Source organism: Formosa haliotis, from assembly GCF_001685485.1.
GTDB lineage: Bacteria > Bacteroidota > Bacteroidia > Flavobacteriales > Flavobacteriaceae > Formosa > Formosa haliotis.
In genome coordinates, this window is record NZ_BDEL01000001.1 from 3704592 (window position 1) to 3722896 (window position 18305).

An 18305-nucleotide genomic window follows, 5' to 3' on the forward strand; every position below is an offset into this window, starting at 1 on the left:
TAGAACAAGAAATTCCTGTAGATACTAATTTTGATGTGCGATCTATTTTAGTAACCAATAAAAATGTAGTTAAAAAAACATTGGGTCAGCTTAACACTTTAGATACGTATCACGCCACAATTACGCGTATTCGAAGATCGGGAATTGATATTATGCCTAGTCCGTCAACAAAACTACAATTTGGTGATAAATTGGTGGTTGTATGCCATAAAACAAATATGGATCACGTTAGTGAAATTTTTGGAGATGATACAAGTAAATTGTCAAGTACAGATTTTTACCAATCGCGGCCGGAATTATTCTTGGAATTTTAGTTGGTAAAATAAGTCTTAATGTAAGTTCTTTTTCATTTAGTTTAGGACTAACAGGAGGTATTTTATTTGTCGCTCTTATTTTGGGTAGAACAGGTAAAACCGGGCCTATTATGTGGACCATGACAGGAGCAGCAAATCAGTTGCTTAGACAATTCGGATTACTATTCTTTTTAGCAGCTGTAGGAACCAGTGCGGGTTCTAGTTTGGTGTCTACTTTTCAGGAATTCGGTTTAGAATTGTTTGTGTACGGGATATTAATTACGTTAATCCCAATGATTATTACGACCATAATTGGACGAACATTTTTTAAATTAAATATGTTAACCTTATTAGGTACGCTAACAGGGAGTATGACGAGTACACCTGGATTAGCGGCCGTAGATAATTTAGTAGATACCGATGCACCATCTGTGGCCTATGCCACGGTGTATCCTATTGCTATGGTATTATTAATTATTGTTGTACAAATATTGAGTTTATTATAAACAGAGTAAAGTATTCAGATTAAATACTTGCAATTCATTTAAAAAGCTTCAATTTTCTGAAAATTGAAGCTTTTTTTGTTTTAATGTTTTACGAAATCAAAATACATTTTCAACTAAACCATGGATTTAGGTTTTGTATGTTGAAGTGAGTTATAAGTCAACAATTCTATGTTTTATAGAAATTTATTGATCACGCCTTAAGGTAAACTATTAATGATCTTTTGGGAAAAGGCGCCACAATCCTGCTACATTGTCTTGTAAAATTACTTCTGGATCGGTGTCGGAAACATGACCAAGAATTCCAAAAGGACCTTTATAACCAATATCTAATAATTGTTGAATCATATCTTTTTCAAGATCGCCATCGCCAATAGTCATAATTTTTGGTCCGTCTTTTTTCATACCATTTAGGTTTACACACCATAAATAAGGTAGCATCATTTTTATATGTTCTGTGTAGTGATCTAAATCCTGATGTGCATGATGAAAATTAAATACAATACCAATGTTTTCATTAGGAAGCGCCTTTATAATTTTTATTTGATTTTCGCTATTTCCTGCCCATCCACCATGATTGTAAAGTGCAATTTTGCATCCTAATTTTGAAGCTCTTTCAGATAAATAGGATACCATTTTAACAGCATCAGCCAAAGCTTCATCATCCGATAAGTTTTCAAAATGCTTAGCATCAAAAGCAACCCATATTTGTGTTTTTAAGCCTACGAGTTTCAAATTCTTTAATACCGCTTCATTTTGATCTCTTAGGGTATCCGGTTGATCTTTGTCTAAATTTAGATATATCCAAACGGCATCAATGTTTATGTTTTCGGATTGAGCAAGTTCCCATTCTTGTTGCATGCTTGGTATGTGTTTAACTCGATGGCCGTAGCCATATCCTGAAAACCCTAAACGCTTTATCATATCTATGCGTTCTTTCGGATTTCTTTCCTTATTGTCGAAACCTACAATGGCCCATGGGATGAGGTTCCTTTTTTGAAACACATGATTATTGGTGATTTTTTCTTGCTTAGAATTTTTGCAAGCAGAAAAGAACAAAAGGATTAAAATTAAGGAAGCTATTTTTTTCATATATCGTACACTATTTATAGTTGGTCTTTATCTTTTTATTGCTGTAAGGTTTGGTTATTTAGTCCGTGAATTCCTTTTGTAATTAAACTAAAAACCGAGTCCTTTTTGGATGCTTTAGCGATCACTTAGGAGCTAGTTTAAATTGAAAACCAATCTAAGAACTTATTTTTAAGATTTTATATGATTAAGTATAAGGAAATATACAATTTATTCAGATTTGGATGGACAAGGATCTCTTTAATTTTTTCTTTGTTTATATATGATGAAGTATGACAAGCATTAGAGGAACAGCTTAATTAGATCTTTTTTTTGTAATAAAATATACTTTCTGTAGGAAAGAGCCGTATTGATATTTTTTAGCATAAAGATTGGCTATCCAATAGAAAAATAAAGTGATCTCCTTTATCTAGGATAGGTTGCTTTTAATGAGGTAATTATGTTTTTATATGATTCATTCCATTGTTATAATGAAAGATATTGGATATTAAAGTCATTTTAAAATGAGTTTAATTTGGCAAAATAATGATGAAAATATTACCTTGTTATAACTATCATTTCAATTTAACCACGGAAATAAGATATTATGAATAAATCGATTACATCCATTAAAGCCATTGCTAAAGCTCCATTAGACGTTTTAGAATTAAATTTAGATGGCAAGCGACTTAAAACCTTGAATCCAGATATCCAGTTATGTGTGAATTTAGAAGTGCTATCTCTTCAGAATAACAAACTGACTGAGATTCCTGCGTGTATAGGGGTGTTAAGTAATTTAAAGGAAATGTATTTAGGAGGGAATGCCATTTCAGAACTTCCTGAAGGAATAGGTCAGTTATCGCAATTGAGAATTCTAAGTTTAGGAGGGAATCCAATAAAGACATTACCTAGCGCTATAGGTAATTTAAAAAAATTAGAGACTTTAAAAGTAGACGATGGGCAATTAACAGAATTACCTCAATCTTTAAATACGTTGTCTAATTTAAAGGAGTTAGATTTATTTAGAAATCCGATAACCACCTTTTTAAAGGATACTAGTTGTTTAACAAAACTAAGTAGTTTAAATATTTCGCAAACCGAATTACATGAATTTCCTAATTCCGTTTTAGATTTAAAAGCATTAGAATATTTGGCCATCTGTTCCGATAGTATTACTGAAATTCCTTTAGAAATCGAAAACTTAAAGTCATTAAAACAATTGGTATTATCGGGTTGTCCAATTTCAACGTTACCATCGAGTTTTAAAGGCTTAAACACGCTTGAAGAACTAAGTCTATACGATACTAAAATTCCAGTGGCTCAAGCAAAAGAATGGTTTGCTAGCATGCCCAACCTTTTACGCATAGAACATCCAGATGCGTATTTGTCAAGGTAACAAAACATTTGCAGTAATGTTTTTTGAAAAAAAGCATAAAAAAGAGGTTGTCTAAAAAGGCAGCCTCTTTTTTTTGGTTTAGATTTTATCAAAAGTTCAGTTTTTCGTATTTTAAAAGTATGAAAAGCAACATTGTATGGAAGACCAATAGTCAGACACAATTGAGTCTTCTTCCTCCGAGTTATGATGATTTTGTTCCAGAACATCACCCTGTGCGTATTGTAAATAGTATTTTAAATCAGATAGACATTCGTTCTATAGAAAACACCTATAAAGGAGGTGGTACTTCTAGCTATCACCCAAGAGATTTACTCAAAATTTTAATCTACGCCTATCTTCGTAATTTATATTCTTCTCGCAAAATAGAACAAGCCTTGGGAGAAAACGTTCATTTTATGTGGCTTAGTGGTTGTATCCAACCCGATCATAATACCATCAGTAATTTTCGTTCAGGAAAACTCAAAGGGAATTTTAAAAAGATATTTAATCAAGTTGTTATTCTCCTTGCTAAGGAAGGTTACTTGAGTTTAAAAGATATTTATGTTGATGGCACCAAAATAGAAGCCAATGCTAATCGCTATACTTTTGTATGGGGCAAAAGCATTAAAACCTCACGCTCACGTATTGAAAAACAACTCAAAGAACTATGGCGTTATGTAGAGACGGTATATGCAGAAGAAGAACAAAAGCCTAACGAGCCAGATAATTTTAAAGCGATAAATCCTGAGCAAGTCTCCCAAACCATAGATAAAATTAATCAAGCACTCCAAGGAAAAGAGATTGATAAAAAAGTGAAGCAAAAGCTTAACTATGCCAAAAAGAACTGGCCTGGGAATATAGCAAAATATAATACCTACCAGCAGCACATGGGGAGTCGCAACTCAATGAGCAAGACAGATCCTGATGCTACTTTTATGAAAATGAAAGAAGACCATATGCTAAATGGACAGCTCAAACCAGGATATAATTTGCAAGCATCTACCAACAATCAGTTTATTACCAATTACACCCTTGCACAAACTACGGCAGATACCACCACACTTATAGAGCATACAGAAGATTTTATTAAGGGATATGGCAAAGCTCCACAAGCCTTAACAGCAGATGCAGGTTATGGTAGTGATGAAAATTACACCTATCTGGAAGATCAGAATATCGAAGCTTTTGTTAAGTACAATTACTTCCATAAAGAACAGTTAGATGAGAAACGAGGTAAGACTAAAAATCCATTTGCAGCAGATAAACTTTTTTATAACCATAATACAGATACGTATTACTGTCCTATGGGACAACCTATGGAAAATATTGGTAGCTACATAAGACAAACAGCTACAGGATATGAACAAAAAATCGATAGATATCAGGCTAAGAATTGCTTCGGATGCCAGCTCCGGAGTCTCTGTCATCAATCAAAATACAACCGCATTATAGAGAGGAATCACAAATTGGTTAGACTCAAAGCAAAAGCCAAACAAAAATTATTAAGCCCAGAAGGAGTTGCTCATAGAAAACAGCGTTGCTGGGATGTTGAAGCTGTTTTTGGTAATATTAAACACAATATGAACTTCAAAAGGTTTATGTTAAGAGGACTTGATAAAGTAATTACCGAAATAGGACTTATTGCAATGGCACATAACCTTAAAAAAGTGAGTTTAGCCATATAAAATCACAGTGCCTATTTTTAACTAGACTCGAATTACTAAGTAAAAAAGAAAATCCTGATTAAACCCAAAATGTTCAAAAAATAAAAGGTCGCCTAATTGGTTTTTAGACGACCTCTTTAGTAATATATAGGGGATTGTTAATTATTCAATAACAACACGCTTGTTTACAGAAGCACTTCCTGCATTTACTTTAAGGATATAAACTCCAGGAGACACGTTTGAAACATCTAGAGAACCATTAAAGTCTGAAGTTGAAAGTACTCTAGACCCTAGAATGTTATACATTTCTACTGAAGATACTCTTAAGTTCTTAGATTCAATATTTATAAAATCGCTAGAAGGATTTGGATATACTTTTACACTTGAAGCAAATACATCGTCAACAGAAGCTGTGTCATCTAATTGAAGTGAGATATTATCATAAAACACCTCTGTGTTTGTGTCAACAGAATTTAGCGATCTAACATATATTACAACTTCTGTAGTTGTTGCTGTAAAAGAGAATGTATTTGTTGTCCAGTCAGGATTGTCATTTGTAATATCCATACCAGTAACAACCGAAGCATCATTATAACCATTAGCGTCTATACCTGTTTCGTCAGTAATTTCAGTGTTTAATATATATACTTCTGTTGGCGTACCTTCTGCTTCTGAACGAGAATCAATCGAAAATTTATAAACACTACCAACAGTAAGGCCTACGACTCTTTGATATAAACGTCGTGAGCTACCAGTTATGGCTGGATCACCGTCGTCATATAATTTAACCCCTCTAGTGTCGTTGTTACCGCTACTTGTAGAACCAGGTTGTTCATCGATACTACCTTCTTCTCCAAGGTATTTAATGGCTAAAGCCGTTTCTAAAGCACTATTGTACCACCCATCCGGGTTATTGTCTGCATCATATCTATAAGGACTTGGTGATGTTTCACTATCTCCATCATATTTTACAGTACTATTAGGAGTCATATCCCAAGCATCTGCATTATCTGAAGTTTCAGTTTGAAATTCATCACAAGTACCATTTTTTACAAGTTCTTGACTATATCCGTAATTAAAACACAAAAAGAGTCCCAAGAGGTAGAATAATGTATTGGATTTTTGATTTTTGAAAAGTAGTTTTGTTTTCATAATTTTTGTTTTAAAGTTGTTGTTTATACTATGTTTTTAGATTGGTTCTCCAATCTGGTTAACCAAATATAATAAAAAAGAGTATATAAACTGTTGCATTATTAAATTATGTGTAAAAATTATTTGATTTAAAAAGAATTTGATGGATTTAGACTACATATAGGTCGATTTTTGTAAGGATTTAACAACTAAATCTATAACCCATTAATACAGGATGGTTTTTTATCCATATTAAGTAGATGAAAAATGGTAATGTTTAACTTAGTGAACCTGAGAAATTAAGGGGTTTAAAATTTGAAAAAAGGAATAGATGTTGTACTACTTATTCAAGTAGCATTCTTCAACCAATCCATTATAGTTAGTTGATTAATGATAGAAATTTGCAGCGGGTTAGTAAACAGATAAATTTGTAGTACTTTCGTTAAACAAAACCGACGAAAGTATGCGTATTTGACAATACCTTAAAGTGTTTTGGTAGCAATATAATTTACAAAGACAACACCATTAAGATTTTTCTTCTGTTTCTTTATAATTTCGTAATACTTGTTTTCAAAAAAGGGTAATGCTGTTATGCTAATATCTGTTCTTATTTCAGGGAAGTCTTCTATCATAACCTGCGATTCAATAGTTCGCAGTAGGGCAGAGGCAATGCCTTCTCTTTGGTGGTCTTTATGTACAAATAAGCCATCTAAATAATAACCTTTCTTTAAATAGGCAAATCCAACGATTTTAGAATCTAGTTCGGCCACAATAAAATACAAATTTTCAATCCGTTCCATCCAAATGGCTGTATCATTCGCCACAGAAGCCCAAGCGGTAATTTGCTTTTCGTTGTAATCTTTAGAATTTATTGTAGTAACAGTATCCTTAAAAAGTGTAGTTATTGCTGTAAGATCTTCTGCCGTGGCCTGTCGAATTTTTATATCCAAAACTAATCTACTTTTTTAAATGTTAGTGTATTTCCGTCTGGATTTGATAAATAAAGTCGACGATTATCTATTTTATAGCTTATAGAAGCTTCTAGGGCTTTTAAAAACTCGGCCTCTCTATTGGTTGGCGAACACATTTTACGTGTGGTAATTATGTTGGTGAATCGGAGTTTAGATTGTTCTGAAAAAAGAGAGCCTCGCATGGTATTGCAACCAGCATATCCTGAAAAAGACTTTTCCTGGGTATTAATTTCTAAATTAGGGATTTCATTAGAAAATTGTTCGGCAGTAATTAGGCTATCTTTTATAGATTCTAGAGCCCAAATGTCGTGTAAACGATAATCTAAAATATAATCGCCGCAACCTTCAAAGTGTTTTAAATCTTCATCGGTATGACGTTTAATGTCTACTGAAACTGAATATAAATGACTAGTTTCATCAGCATCATTACACGCTTTCATATTTATTTGTGCTTTAATGCTTGCCTGTTCGGTTTCTGCGCGATACAATTTTACATTGGCATCTGCGGCTAAAATAGGTTCGGGAATCGGGAAACTTAAACGTTCTAAACCTTCTGTTTCAGAAATGAAAACTATAGTTTTAGGAGTAAGTTCTATACGCCATTCAGGAGTGCTACCACTACCTTCAAAAAAAGGTTTGTTTGGAGTACTTACCATGGCTTTTTCCGGTTTTGCTACCTGCTGTACAGAAACACTGTCTGCGGTAGTAACCTGAGTATTGTTTTTCTTCGAATTTTCACAACTTAATATAGATACGAAAAGGACGAAAAATAGACTAGTCTTAAATATTTTCATAATATAAATATAAGGTTTATATACTAAAAATTCCACCAATAGATAAAATGGTTTCGCCAAAGAAAAAATGTTGAGAGGCACGATCTCCGGGATTACTAGTGGTCCGGATATCTGGCATATTAATAAAACCACCTTTTAAATCGCCTTGAATAAAAAAGTGTTTATAAAAAATAAGATTTAAACCAGCACTTGCCGAAATTCCGAAACCTGCAATATGAAAATCGTCATGTCTGTCGTAAACCAACAATTTGGCATTTGTTTTGGGATAAAGCAATCCGCCACCAAGAGATTCGGTTATATTAATTTGAAATATATCGGTATTACCAATACCAAATAACTTTGAAATATCGTCGAAACGAGCAATTTCTGTGTGGATATAATTTAATCCGTCGGTATGTTCGAAGGTTAAAAATCCGCGATGTAGAAAAACGGGGTCGTCTCTAAACGTGTTGTTGTAAATGGCACTTTCCTCACCCTCAGGAATATCTATATATCCGTTAGCACGAACCACTTGGTTCTCGGTCATAACATATTTCATATGGTCTAGGCTCAGGGTAATAGCATACTTGTTTGTAATAAAATACCCCATCCTGAAATTGGTTTGGGGTACCGTCATATTAAGCGGGTTAATATAATCTACATGCCACCCTTTGGGTTTATCATGTGCTTCAACATTATATAAGGTAAAGTTGTAATGATCTCCAGTAAATGTGATATCTGAATTCGTATAGAAATCCCGATTTCCACCCCAACTAAAAAAGAATTTTCCTTTGTTAGAATTGGTGTACTTCAGGGTGTCTAGACTTTGGGCGTTTACGTTTAATAAGGGTAATAAAATACAACCTATTAAAAGTTTAATAGTTTTTATGGTCATTAAAAAGGATGTGAAAATTTAAAACGCCAAAATGGTTTTTCTAATAGCAACTAAATGCGTTAATAAATTCTCTAAATGATCTAAATGAAGCATGTTTGCACCATCACTCTTAGCATTCGCAGGATCGAAATGTGTTTCAATAAATAAACCATCTACATGATTTACAATACCTGCTCTAGCTATCGTTTCTATCATATCTGGACGACCACCTGTAACTCCGCTAGTTTGGTTAGGCTGTTGTAAAGAATGAGTAACATCTAGAACCGTTGGTGCGTATTGGCGCATGGTAGGAATACCTCTAAAATCTACAATCATATCTTGGTAGCCAAACATGGTACCACGATCTGTAATCCAAGCTTTGTTGTTTCCAGAATCTTTAATTTTTTGTACCGCATGTTTCATGCTTTCTGGGCTCATAAATTGCCCTTTTTTAAGTTGATAACTTTACCCGTTTGGGCGGCAGCTACTAATAAATCTGTTTGGCGGACTAAAAAGGCTGGAATTTGTAATACATCGACATACTGAGCGGCCATAGCAGCGTCTGATACTTCGTGAATATCGGTTACTGTTGGGATATGAAAGGTATCCGAAACTTTTTTAAGAATTTTAAGAGCCTTTTCATCTCCAATCCCAGTAAAACTATCAATTCTGCTACGATTCGCTTTTTTAAAACTTCCTTTAAAAATAAAAGGAATCTGTAACGCATCTGTAATGCTTACTATTTTTTCAGCAATTCGTAAAGCCATATCTTCACCTTCTATAGCACAAGGGCCAGCTAGTAAAAAGAAGTTATTTGAATTGGTGTGCTTTATTTGAGGGACATCCGAAAGATTCATATACGTATTTTTTAGAGGGCAAAGTTACGGAAAATTATCACGCTTTTGTAAAGGTTGATCAAGGAGATTAAAAAAGCTTTTTACTACTGTTTCTTAAAATCCATAATGCCATAATTAAATTAAAGAACAACCCGACAGCACTAAATAGAATAGTATTCGATACAGGAGTCATGATATTTGTAAAATGCACTTTCTTTAGTAGGAATACTAAAATAAGATAAGACGATAAACATATAAATGTAATGCCTAAAGAGAAATTTAGGGTTTTGCTAGGCTTAAAAAGTTGCCAAAAAAATGGAATGCTAAACAGTAAAATAGGGTATGCTGTTAGTCCGTTATACCTATTTATTATGGTAAACCAACAAAGTATTACTGCAATAAAATATAAATAGGGGATATATTTTGTGTATTTAGAAGTTAAATGTTCCATTTTTAAATATTTGATTAACAATTAATAACAAATTATCTTTAGGTTAAATCATGGTGTTGGCGCGGTAATTTTTAGGTAAGATATTAATTGAAATTATTATATGATTAATTAATAACATATAATTAACTAATTAGCAAAATATAGTGTACCTTTGCGCGCTTAAATAAGGCATCAATTATGGCTAATATTAAAAACATTGCAATTATTGCACACGTAGATCACGGTAAGACTACTTTGGTAGATAAGATTATGTACCACTGTCAATTATTCCGTGAAAACGAAAATACAGGAGATTTAATCCTTGATAATAATGATTTAGAGCGTGAAAGAGGGATTACAATTACCTCTAAAAACGTTTCAGTTATTTATAAAGACACAAAAATTAATATCATTGATACCCCTGGTCACGCCGATTTTGGTGGTGAGGTAGAACGTGTATTAAACATGGCCGATGGTGTTGTGTTATTGGTAGATGCTTTTGAAGGCCCTATGCCACAAACACGTTTTGTATTACAAAAAGCGATCGATTTAGGTTTAAAACCATGTGTGGTTGTAAATAAAGTAGATAAAGAAAACTGTACTCCAGACGAGGTACATGAAAAAGTTTTCGATTTAATGTTTGAACTAGGTGCAGAAGAATGGCAGTTAGATTTTCCAACCGTTTATGGTTCGGCAAAAAATAACTGGATGAGCGATGACTGGAAAAAGCAAACAGACAATATCGAGCCGTTATTAGATATGGTAATCGAGCATGTGCCAACTCCTGTTTTCGATGAAGGAACAACGCAAATGTTAATTACTTCTTTAGACTTCTCTTCATTTACTGGTCGTATTGCCATTGGTAGAGTACAACGAGGAACTATAGTAGAAGGACAACAAATCGCGCTTGTTAAGCGAGATGGAAAAGTTATAAAAAGTAGAGTAAAAGAAGTATTTGTATTTGAAGGGCTTGGCCGTAAAAAAGTACAAAGTGTTCAAACTGGAGATATCTGTGCTTTAGTAGGTGTTGAAGGCTTTGAAATTGGTGATACTATTGCTGATTTAGAAAATCCTGAAGGATTAAAATCGATTGCAATTGATGAACCTACAATGAGTATGTTATTTACAATTAACGATTCGCCTTTCTTCGGAAAAGATGGAAAGTTTGTAACATCTCGTCATATAAAAGACCGTTTAGAAAAAGAATTAGAAAAAAACTTAGCGCTTCGTTTAGGCGAAACAGGTAGTGCAGATAAATTCATGGTATTTGGCCGTGGGGTATTACACTTATCGGTTTTAATTGAAACTATGCGTCGTGAAGGTTACGAATTACAAATTGGACAGCCACAAGTTATCATTAGAGAAATTGATGGTGTTAAATGTGAGCCAATAGAAGAGTTAACTATCGATCTTCCAGAATCTGTTTCTGGTAAAGCTGTAGAATTTGTAACTATGCGTAAAGGTGAAATGTTAAGCATGGAAGCAAAAGGAGAACGTATGGTTTGTGAGTTTTTAATTCCTTCTCGTGGTATTATTGGTTTACGTAACCAATTATTAACTGCTACAGCAGGAGAGGCTATTATGGCACACCGTTTTAAAGAATACCAACCGCTAAAAGGTGCAATCCCTGGACGTATTTCTGGATCTTTAATTTCTATGGAAAACGGAACAGCAATACCTTATTCTATCGATAAGTTACAAGATAGAGGTAAGTTCTTTGTAGAGCCAGGAGAAAGTATTTACGAAGGTCAGGTTATTGGAGAAAACTCTCGTCAAGACGATATGGCTGTAAATATTACTAAAGCTAAAAAGCAAAGTAACGTACGTAGTTCTGGAGCAGATGATAAAGCTAAAATTGTACCTGCAATTAAATTCTCTTTAGAAGAAGCTTTAGAATATATTCAAAAAGATGAGTATGTAGAGGTTACTCCAAATCACTTACGATTACGTAAAATTTATTTAACAGACGTAGAACGTAAGCGTAATAAAATCACCTAATAAACTAGCTTAATTCTTAAACATAGAGAATTGTAGTTTTTTTAATATATTTATAGAGGAATCCTAGTTAGGGTTCCTCTTTTTTATTTTAAAGAATCTGTTAATTACTATATATGGAGCTGTTTGGAATTTCTATTACAGAATGGGTTGGTTATTTGGCATCAGCTTTTTTACTCATTTCTTTTTCTATGAAAGATGTTGTTAAGCTCCGTATTTTTAATACTGTAGGGTGTGCACTTTTTGTGGCTTATGGCTTTATGTTACAAACATCATGGCCCATTGTAATTACTAATGCTGCAATAATTCTAATTAACTTTTATTATTTGTTTTTTAAGAAGAAATAATGGCTCTGTAAGCAGACGTTTACGAGTTGTTCTTTAGTCCTAGTATACTAAAAAACAAGCTAAATAAAATAACTTGAATCCCGAGTAAAATTGTAAATACGGCTGGAATAACAACACGAAGCGTGTCTGTTGGATTCAAATCTCCAAAGTCGGTACGTTTCCATAAAAACAGCCCATAGTAGCTTAAAACAAAACCTATAATTAAAATAAGGGTTCCCAATACTAAACCGCGTTCCAGATTTATATATTTAAACAATCTATCGTAACGTTGGCTTTTAGGTAGCAAATCGTTTTCTACAGCATAAATTTTTGTTAGACAATAAAATACCAGAAACTGAAAACCAATTAAAACAAAGCTCGAGGTGTACAATAAGGTATGAATATCTAAAATGATATGGTTTATTTGGATGGGGTTTATAATTAAGAGTGCCGAGCTAATAAAACCTAAAATCATTAAAAATAGGGCCGGATATAAAAACAGCCAGTTTGGACTGTAAAGCGATAAAAATCGTAAGTGTCTCCAGCCGTCTTGCCAGGTATTAAGATGAGGTTTTCTTGATCTGCCATCGGGATGAAGTATAGTAGGGACTTCGGTGATTTTTAAGTTCTTTAATTTAGACTTTACTATCATTTCTGAAGCAAATTCCATCCCCGATGTTTTTAGATTCATTTTTTTATACGCCTCTTTAGAGAATCCTCTCAATCCGCAGTGAAAATCGTTAATGTTAATTTTAAAGAATAATTTTCCTATAAAAGATAACACAGGATTTCCTAAGTATTTATGAAGAAAAGGCATAGCCCCCTTTTTTATGCCGCCTTTAAACCTATTTCCTACTACTAAATCGTAACCCGCTCGTAATTGTGTTAAAAAAGGTAACAAGGCAGAGAAATCGTAACTATCATCCGCATCGGCCATAATAATATATATTCCGTTAGCCGCCTCAATACCACCTTTTAAAGCGTTCCCGTAACCTTTTTCATTAACATGTACTACTCGAGCATTAAGTTGTTTAGCAATAGTGATGGAGCCGTCTGTACTACCATTATCGGCAATAATAATTTCACCTACAACATGGTTCGTCTCGAAAAAAGATTGCGCCTTCTTAATACAAATCGCTAAGGTTTCTACTTCATTTAAACACGGCATGACAACGGTTAATTCAATATTCATTTTAAGGACTTGTTAAAGGTGTTTTTGGTGTTAATAAGTAGAAATATAATGAGAAATAACACCCAATCGTTATAAAATGTAAAGCGTTTTATTGTGTGCATTCCAGTTGCTATTAAAGCCACATTGCTAAAACTTAAAACAGCTATAAAAAATATAAGAGCATGCTCTGGCTTGTAAGATTTATAGCAGGAAATTGCACTCCAAAATATTAGTATAAACAGAAGCAAAACATATTTAGCATTGCCAAAAGCATAAACAAAATTCTTAATATATAAACGCAGCCAAGGTTTGAAATTGTCTAGAACCAAAGGCAAGGCCATTTGTTTTGTTAATTGGTCTACTTCAATTAGTTTTTCATCATCTGTAAGCGAATCAGGAAATTGTGTTATTCCGTTAGGTAAAATGGTAAAATTAGCAATTTCGGCATAATCTGCTATATAGGTTGCTAGTTCATCGGTATGGTTTAACTCAGCATCAAATTCATGAATATTTAGGTGTTTTTCGGCTAAGTCGGCATAAGTGTTTTTGTAAAAGGTTTGTTCTATTTCGGTTGTAAACAGAGAAAAATCTGTGTTGTCTGCCACAAAAAAAGCAGGTGTTAATAAGTGAATTCCTGTCCATGGTGTACTCACAAAATATCCATGCACAATTTTATGAAATGCTTTGTCTGTAAACCCACAAATAAAAGGGAATAACACCAATACAATTAAAAGCCATTTGTTATTAAATGTTTTGTGCTTAAACCAAACCCATAATAACAGACCAATGGCAATAGGAACTAGAAATAAAAACTGACTTCTAGTTTGTATGAGCATTAAAAGAAAGGGAAGAGATAAAAGAATAGGTTTAACTTTAGTTTGAAATAAACTTTGTATAAAGAAACTTACCACGATTAAATACAGAGGGTAAGCAAGGGCTTCAGACAAAATAACATTCGATAGTTTGTGATTGTAAACATAGGGGATGAGTAGAATGCCATTTAAAAGTATTAACCAAATATAATGTAAGGAGGTCTGTTTTTTTAAGGTTGAAATAAAGAATGTAATCGCAGTAACTCCTAGCGTATATTGTATAATTATGGTGGCTAGATTAAAAAAAGACCCGAAAACAGAATGAATTAAAAATATAAAAAGGGGATATCCGGCAGATCTGTAAAGATCCATATTTAAATAGCCTTCAGAATCTGGCATTAAGATAATCGGTTTGCTAATTACCAGCATAAAACCGAGTATAAATGTTGAAATAATAATATATTTGAGACGCTTTTCGGATATGTTACAAGTTGTAATCATTTGTGGTCTTTAAAAGTGTATTACGTTAGATTTGTAGCCCGGTTAAACATAAATTTTAAAAAGTTACTTTGGAAGTAAAAGTAGAGTTATTTCATAAAAAACATAACGAACTTTGGAACAATTTCGTTGCAAATGCTAAAAATGCTACGTTTTTATTTCATCGTGATTTTATGGAATACCATAAAGATCGGTTTAAAGATTATTCTTTAATGGTGTTTAAGAATAATAAAGTTATAGCTGTTTTACCTGCAAATCTTAATAATGACGTGCTTTATTCTCATCAAGGATTAACCTACGGAGGTTTAATATTAGATTCAAATATTAAGTTTCAAGGGGTTGTAACTATTTTTAAAAGTATATTAGAATGGCTCTCGGATAAAGGGATTTCTACGATTAATTTAAAGACGTTACCCGGGATTTATGCTGAGGTACCCAGCGACGAAATGTTATACCTCATGTTTTTATTAAATGCACAGTTATACCGCCGCGATGCCCTGTCGGTGATAAATTTGAAGACTCCTGTGCCATTTTCTAAAAATAGAGTTGAAGGGTGTAAACGCGCTAAAAAGCATGAATTAAAGATTGAGGAAGTCGAGACTTTCGATACTTTTTGGAATTCGATATTAATTCCTAATTTATCTGAAAAACATGATGCCGTACCGGTGCATAGCTTAGAAGAAATAACGCAGCTTAAGCAAAAATTTCCTAAGAATATTCGTCAGTTTAATGTGTGTTATAAAAATGAAATTGTCGCAGGTGCAACAATTTTTGAAACCAAAACAGTTGCGCATGCCCAATATATTTCTGGAAATCATTTAAAAAACACGATTGGGAGTTTAGATTTTTTACATGCCCATTTAATACAGGATGTATTTAAAAATAAAGCATATTTCGATTTCGGAATTTCTAGTGAACAACAAGGAAGAAACATAAATCAAGGACTTCAATATTGGAAAGAAGGTTTTGGTGCGCGTACGATTATACAAGATTTTTATACTATAGAAACAAAGTCTTTTACTGCTTTAAACACCATTTGGATATGATTAAGTTTTTAGATCTTCGGAAAGTTAATGCGCGTTTCGATACTTTGTTTTTAGAGGCTTTTAATGCGTTTCAAGATTCTGGACATTATATTTTAGGAAAAAATGTATCGGCTTTCGAAACAAATTTTGCATCGTATTGTGGTACCAAATATGCCATTGGTGTAGGAAATGGTTTAGATGCTATTTCGCTTATTTTTAAGAGTTATATAAGCCTTGGTAAATTGCAAATAGGCGACGAAGTACTTGTTCCTGCAAATACTTATATTGCTAGTATTTTAGGTGTAATTCAGGCCGGATTAAAACCGGTTTTGGTAGAACCTCATATAGATTCCTATAATATTTCTACATCAGCGGTAGAATCTGAAATTACGTCAAAAACAAAAGCGATTTTAGCGGTTCATTTATATGGGCAATTGGCCGATATGATTTCGCTTCAACAAATTTCAAAACAGCATAATCTATTACTTATAGAAGATGCAGCCCAGGCTCATGGTGCTATGTTAGAGGATGGAAGAAGAGCTGGGAATTTAGCAGATGCCGCGGCTTTTAGTTTTTATCCGAGTAAAAATTTAGGGGCTTTAGGCGATGGTGGTGCTGTAACAACCAATGATTCAGCGTTAGCAGATACAATAAAAAAGCTTCGAAATTACGGAACAACATCAAAATATGTGAATCAGTTTCCAGGCGTAAATTCCAGATTAGATGAAATTCAGGCCTTATTTCTAAACATAAAATTAAAGCAATTAGATCGCGATAATGACGTTCGTCGAAAAATTGCAAATCGATACCTTTCAAATGTTAAAAATAATAAAATAATACTACCTTTATGCCCAGATATGAATGCGCATGTGTTTCATCTTTTTGTAGTTCGGGTAGCTCAACGTGAAGAATTTATAGCATATGCAAAACAGCATCGTATTGAAACGTTAATCCATTACCCAATCCCTCCACATAAGCAAGAAGCGTTACAAGATTTTAATTCTTTAACCCTTCCGGTAACCGAGCAAATTCACAACACTGTTGTAAGTTTGCCCATAAGTCCTGTTATGACCGATCAAGATGTGGAGTATTTAATAAAAGTTTTAAATAACTATTGATTGAAAAAATTAATAAATTATATAAATACAAATGTTTTATTTAAGGTCGCGTCCTTAAATTCTGCTTCTGTAATTACTAAAATTGTAACGGGGTTCTTAACCTCAAAAGCCATTGCTATTTTTATTGGGCCAGAAGGTTTGGCTTTAATTGGAAACCTTAGAAACTTAGTGAGTTCTATGCAATCCTTTGCGATTTTAGGGATGTATAATGGGGTTGTAAAGTATATTGCCGAATTTAAAAACAATACAGTCGAGTTGAGTAAAACAATTTCGACCACGTTTTACCTGGGGTTTATTTCCACGATTATCGTCTCCTTTTTCTGTTATTTCAATGCAGAATATATTAACACTCTCATTTTTCCAACATATAATGACTATGCCTATGTAATTCGGGTCATGGCTATTGCTTTACCATTCTATTCTATGAATATGTTTGCATTTTCGATAATGAATGGATTTTCGAAGTTTAAAATGCTGTTGGTAATCAATATTATTGGTCAGATTCTGGGATCCTCGATCACCTTAATTTTAATCTATCAAAATAGAATTGACGGGGCTTTAGTGTCTATTGTAATTGCAGAATCTATCATCTTTTTAATCACTTTGGTAGGTGTTGTGAATCAGCGGAGTTTAATTCCGTTAATTCGCTCCAGTCAGGTGAGTTTTAATTATATTAAAAAACTGAGTTCCTATTCGGTTATGGCCTTATTTTCGGCTATTATTTTACCGTTAGTAGCAATTTCAATTCGGTCGTACATCATTGATAATATAGGTTATAAAGAAGCTGGATTTTGGGAGGCCATGATTCGAATTTCTAAGTATTACCTCATGTTTGTTAGCTCGCTCATGTCCCTTTATATTTTACCTCGTTTCTCTGAAATTGATAATATTAAGGAATTTAGAGATGAGGTTTTTGGTTTCTATAAAACCATTATTCCTGTTTTCGGTCTCGGATTATTGGTCATCTTTCTATTGCGAAGATTTATTGTCGCTATCGTTTTTACCAGTGAATTTAAAGCTGTTGAAGACTTGTTTTTATGGCAGCTTTTAGGTGATTTTATTAAGGTGCTTTCTATAGTAATTTCATATCAGTTTTTAGCCAAAAAGATGTTTTGGCATTACATTATTACTGAAGCATTTTCGGTTTTAATTTTGTATTTAACCAGTATCTATTTTATCGATTTATACGGGGTTAAAGGTGCTACCATTGCGCATTTTGTAACTTATGTTATGTATTATGGTTTAATCTTGCTTATTTTTAGTTCCTCATTATTTGGAGTTTTGCCGGAAGATGAGTTGTTAAATGACCAAGATGATCATGATGATGACCATGATGAAAAAAAGGATGATTAAGCTCTCGTTTTCTTTTAGTGTAATCAAATAAAATTAATGTTATGGTTTATAACAAGCTATTAAAATTTTGGTATGCATTGAGAAAATTG

15 protein-coding genes and 1 pseudogene are annotated in these 18305 nt (G+C 33.2%); 8 read left to right on the top strand and 8 right to left on the bottom strand.

Annotation, left to right across the window (positions count from 1 at the left end):
• Positions 1-35 precede the first annotated feature (35 nt).
• Together A9D35_RS18965 and A9D35_RS18970 are read left to right on the top strand one after the other, a co-directional pair.
• Entirely contained in the window at positions 36-314 is a 279-nt protein-coding gene (locus A9D35_RS18965) for a TrkA C-terminal domain-containing protein (protein WP_218017748.1), read from the top strand.
• An 8-nt stretch (positions 315-322) separates the two neighbouring features.
• Positions 323-799, top strand: a complete 477-nt coding sequence (locus tag A9D35_RS18970; RefSeq protein WP_235817994.1) for an aspartate-alanine antiporter-like transporter — start codon at positions 323-325, stop codon at positions 797-799.
• A 210-nt stretch (positions 800-1009) separates the two neighbouring features.
• On the opposite strand, the gene A9D35_RS15650 is transcribed toward A9D35_RS18970, so the two are convergent.
• Entirely contained in the window at positions 1010-1888 is an 879-nt protein-coding gene (locus A9D35_RS15650) for a sugar phosphate isomerase/epimerase family protein (protein ID WP_066224743.1), read from the bottom strand.
• A 583-nt stretch (positions 1889-2471) separates the two neighbouring features.
• Here A9D35_RS15650 and A9D35_RS15655 point away from each other — a divergent pair.
• Positions 2472-3260: a leucine-rich repeat domain-containing protein gene (locus A9D35_RS15655; protein WP_066224746.1), complete on the top strand. Its 789-nt coding sequence runs from the start codon at positions 2472-2474 to the stop codon at positions 3258-3260.
• A gap of 119 nt (positions 3261-3379) precedes the next feature.
• Positions 3380-4924 carry an IS1182 family transposase gene (locus A9D35_RS15660; RefSeq protein WP_066217549.1) on the top strand — a complete coding sequence of 515 codons (1545 nt, stop codon included), beginning with the start codon at positions 3380-3382 and terminating at the stop codon, positions 4922-4924.
• A gap of 141 nt (positions 4925-5065) precedes the next feature.
• Here the strand turns inward: A9D35_RS15660 and A9D35_RS15665 are convergent, their stop codons facing one another.
• The 5 genes and pseudogenes from A9D35_RS15665 to kdsA all read right to left on the bottom strand — a co-directional run bounded on the left by A9D35_RS15665 (position 5066) and on the right by kdsA (position 9509).
• Entirely contained in the window at positions 5066-6055 is a 990-nt protein-coding gene (locus A9D35_RS15665; RefSeq protein WP_066224749.1) for a T9SS type A sorting domain-containing protein, read from the bottom strand.
• Positions 6056-6516: 461 nt separating this feature from the next.
• Positions 6517-6984 carry a GNAT family N-acetyltransferase gene (locus A9D35_RS15670; RefSeq protein ID WP_066224752.1) on the bottom strand — a complete coding sequence of 156 codons (468 nt, stop codon included), beginning with the start codon at positions 6982-6984 and terminating at the stop codon, positions 6517-6519.
• Positions 6985-6986: 2 nt separating this feature from the next.
• Positions 6987-7799 (bottom strand): META domain-containing protein, encoded by an 813-nt coding sequence (locus A9D35_RS15675; RefSeq protein ID WP_141675554.1) that lies wholly within the window; start codon positions 7797-7799, stop codon positions 6987-6989.
• Positions 7800-7815: 16 nt separating this feature from the next.
• A complete protein-coding gene (locus A9D35_RS15680) occupies positions 7816-8673 on the bottom strand; it encodes a hypothetical protein (RefSeq protein ID WP_066224757.1) in 858 nt (285 codons plus the stop codon).
• Positions 8674-8691: 18 nt separating this feature from the next.
• Positions 8692-9509 (bottom strand): annotated as a pseudogene (gene kdsA / locus A9D35_RS15685) (3-deoxy-8-phosphooctulonate synthase).
• 607 nt (positions 9510-10116) lie between these two features.
• On the opposite strand from kdsA, the gene typA reads away from it, so the two are divergent.
• Positions 10117-11916, top strand: a complete 1800-nt coding sequence (gene typA / locus A9D35_RS15690; protein WP_066224760.1) for a translational GTPase TypA — start codon at positions 10117-10119, stop codon at positions 11914-11916.
• Positions 11917-12279: 363 nt separating this feature from the next.
• On the opposite strand, the gene A9D35_RS15700 is transcribed toward typA, so the two are convergent.
• Complete coding sequence (locus tag A9D35_RS15700; RefSeq protein ID WP_066224765.1) at positions 12280-13431, bottom strand: glycosyltransferase family 2 protein; 1152 nt, start codon at positions 13429-13431, stop codon at positions 12280-12282.
• A complete protein-coding gene (locus tag A9D35_RS15705) occupies positions 13428-14651 on the bottom strand; it encodes a hypothetical protein (protein ID WP_141675555.1) in 1224 nt (407 codons plus the stop codon). The genes A9D35_RS15700 and A9D35_RS15705 overlap by 4 nt, the downstream gene beginning before the upstream one ends.
• A 140-nt stretch (positions 14652-14791) precedes the next feature.
• On the opposite strand from A9D35_RS15705, the gene A9D35_RS15710 reads away from it, so the two are divergent.
• The 3 genes from A9D35_RS15710 to A9D35_RS15720 are packed head-to-tail and all read left to right on the top strand — an operon-like array spanning position 14792 to position 18216.
• On the top strand, positions 14792-15766 hold the full coding sequence (locus tag A9D35_RS15710; RefSeq protein ID WP_066224770.1) for a hypothetical protein: 975 nt from the start codon (positions 14792-14794) through the stop codon (positions 15764-15766).
• On the top strand, positions 15763-16863 hold the full coding sequence (locus A9D35_RS15715) for a DegT/DnrJ/EryC1/StrS family aminotransferase (RefSeq protein ID WP_066224773.1): 1101 nt from the start codon (positions 15763-15765) through the stop codon (positions 16861-16863). Before A9D35_RS15710 ends, A9D35_RS15715 begins: the two co-directional genes overlap by 4 nt.
• Positions 16864-18216: an O-antigen translocase gene (locus A9D35_RS15720; protein ID WP_066224777.1), complete on the top strand. Its 1353-nt coding sequence runs from the start codon at positions 16864-16866 to the stop codon at positions 18214-18216.
• The last annotated feature ends 89 nt before the right edge of the window (positions 18217-18305 follow it).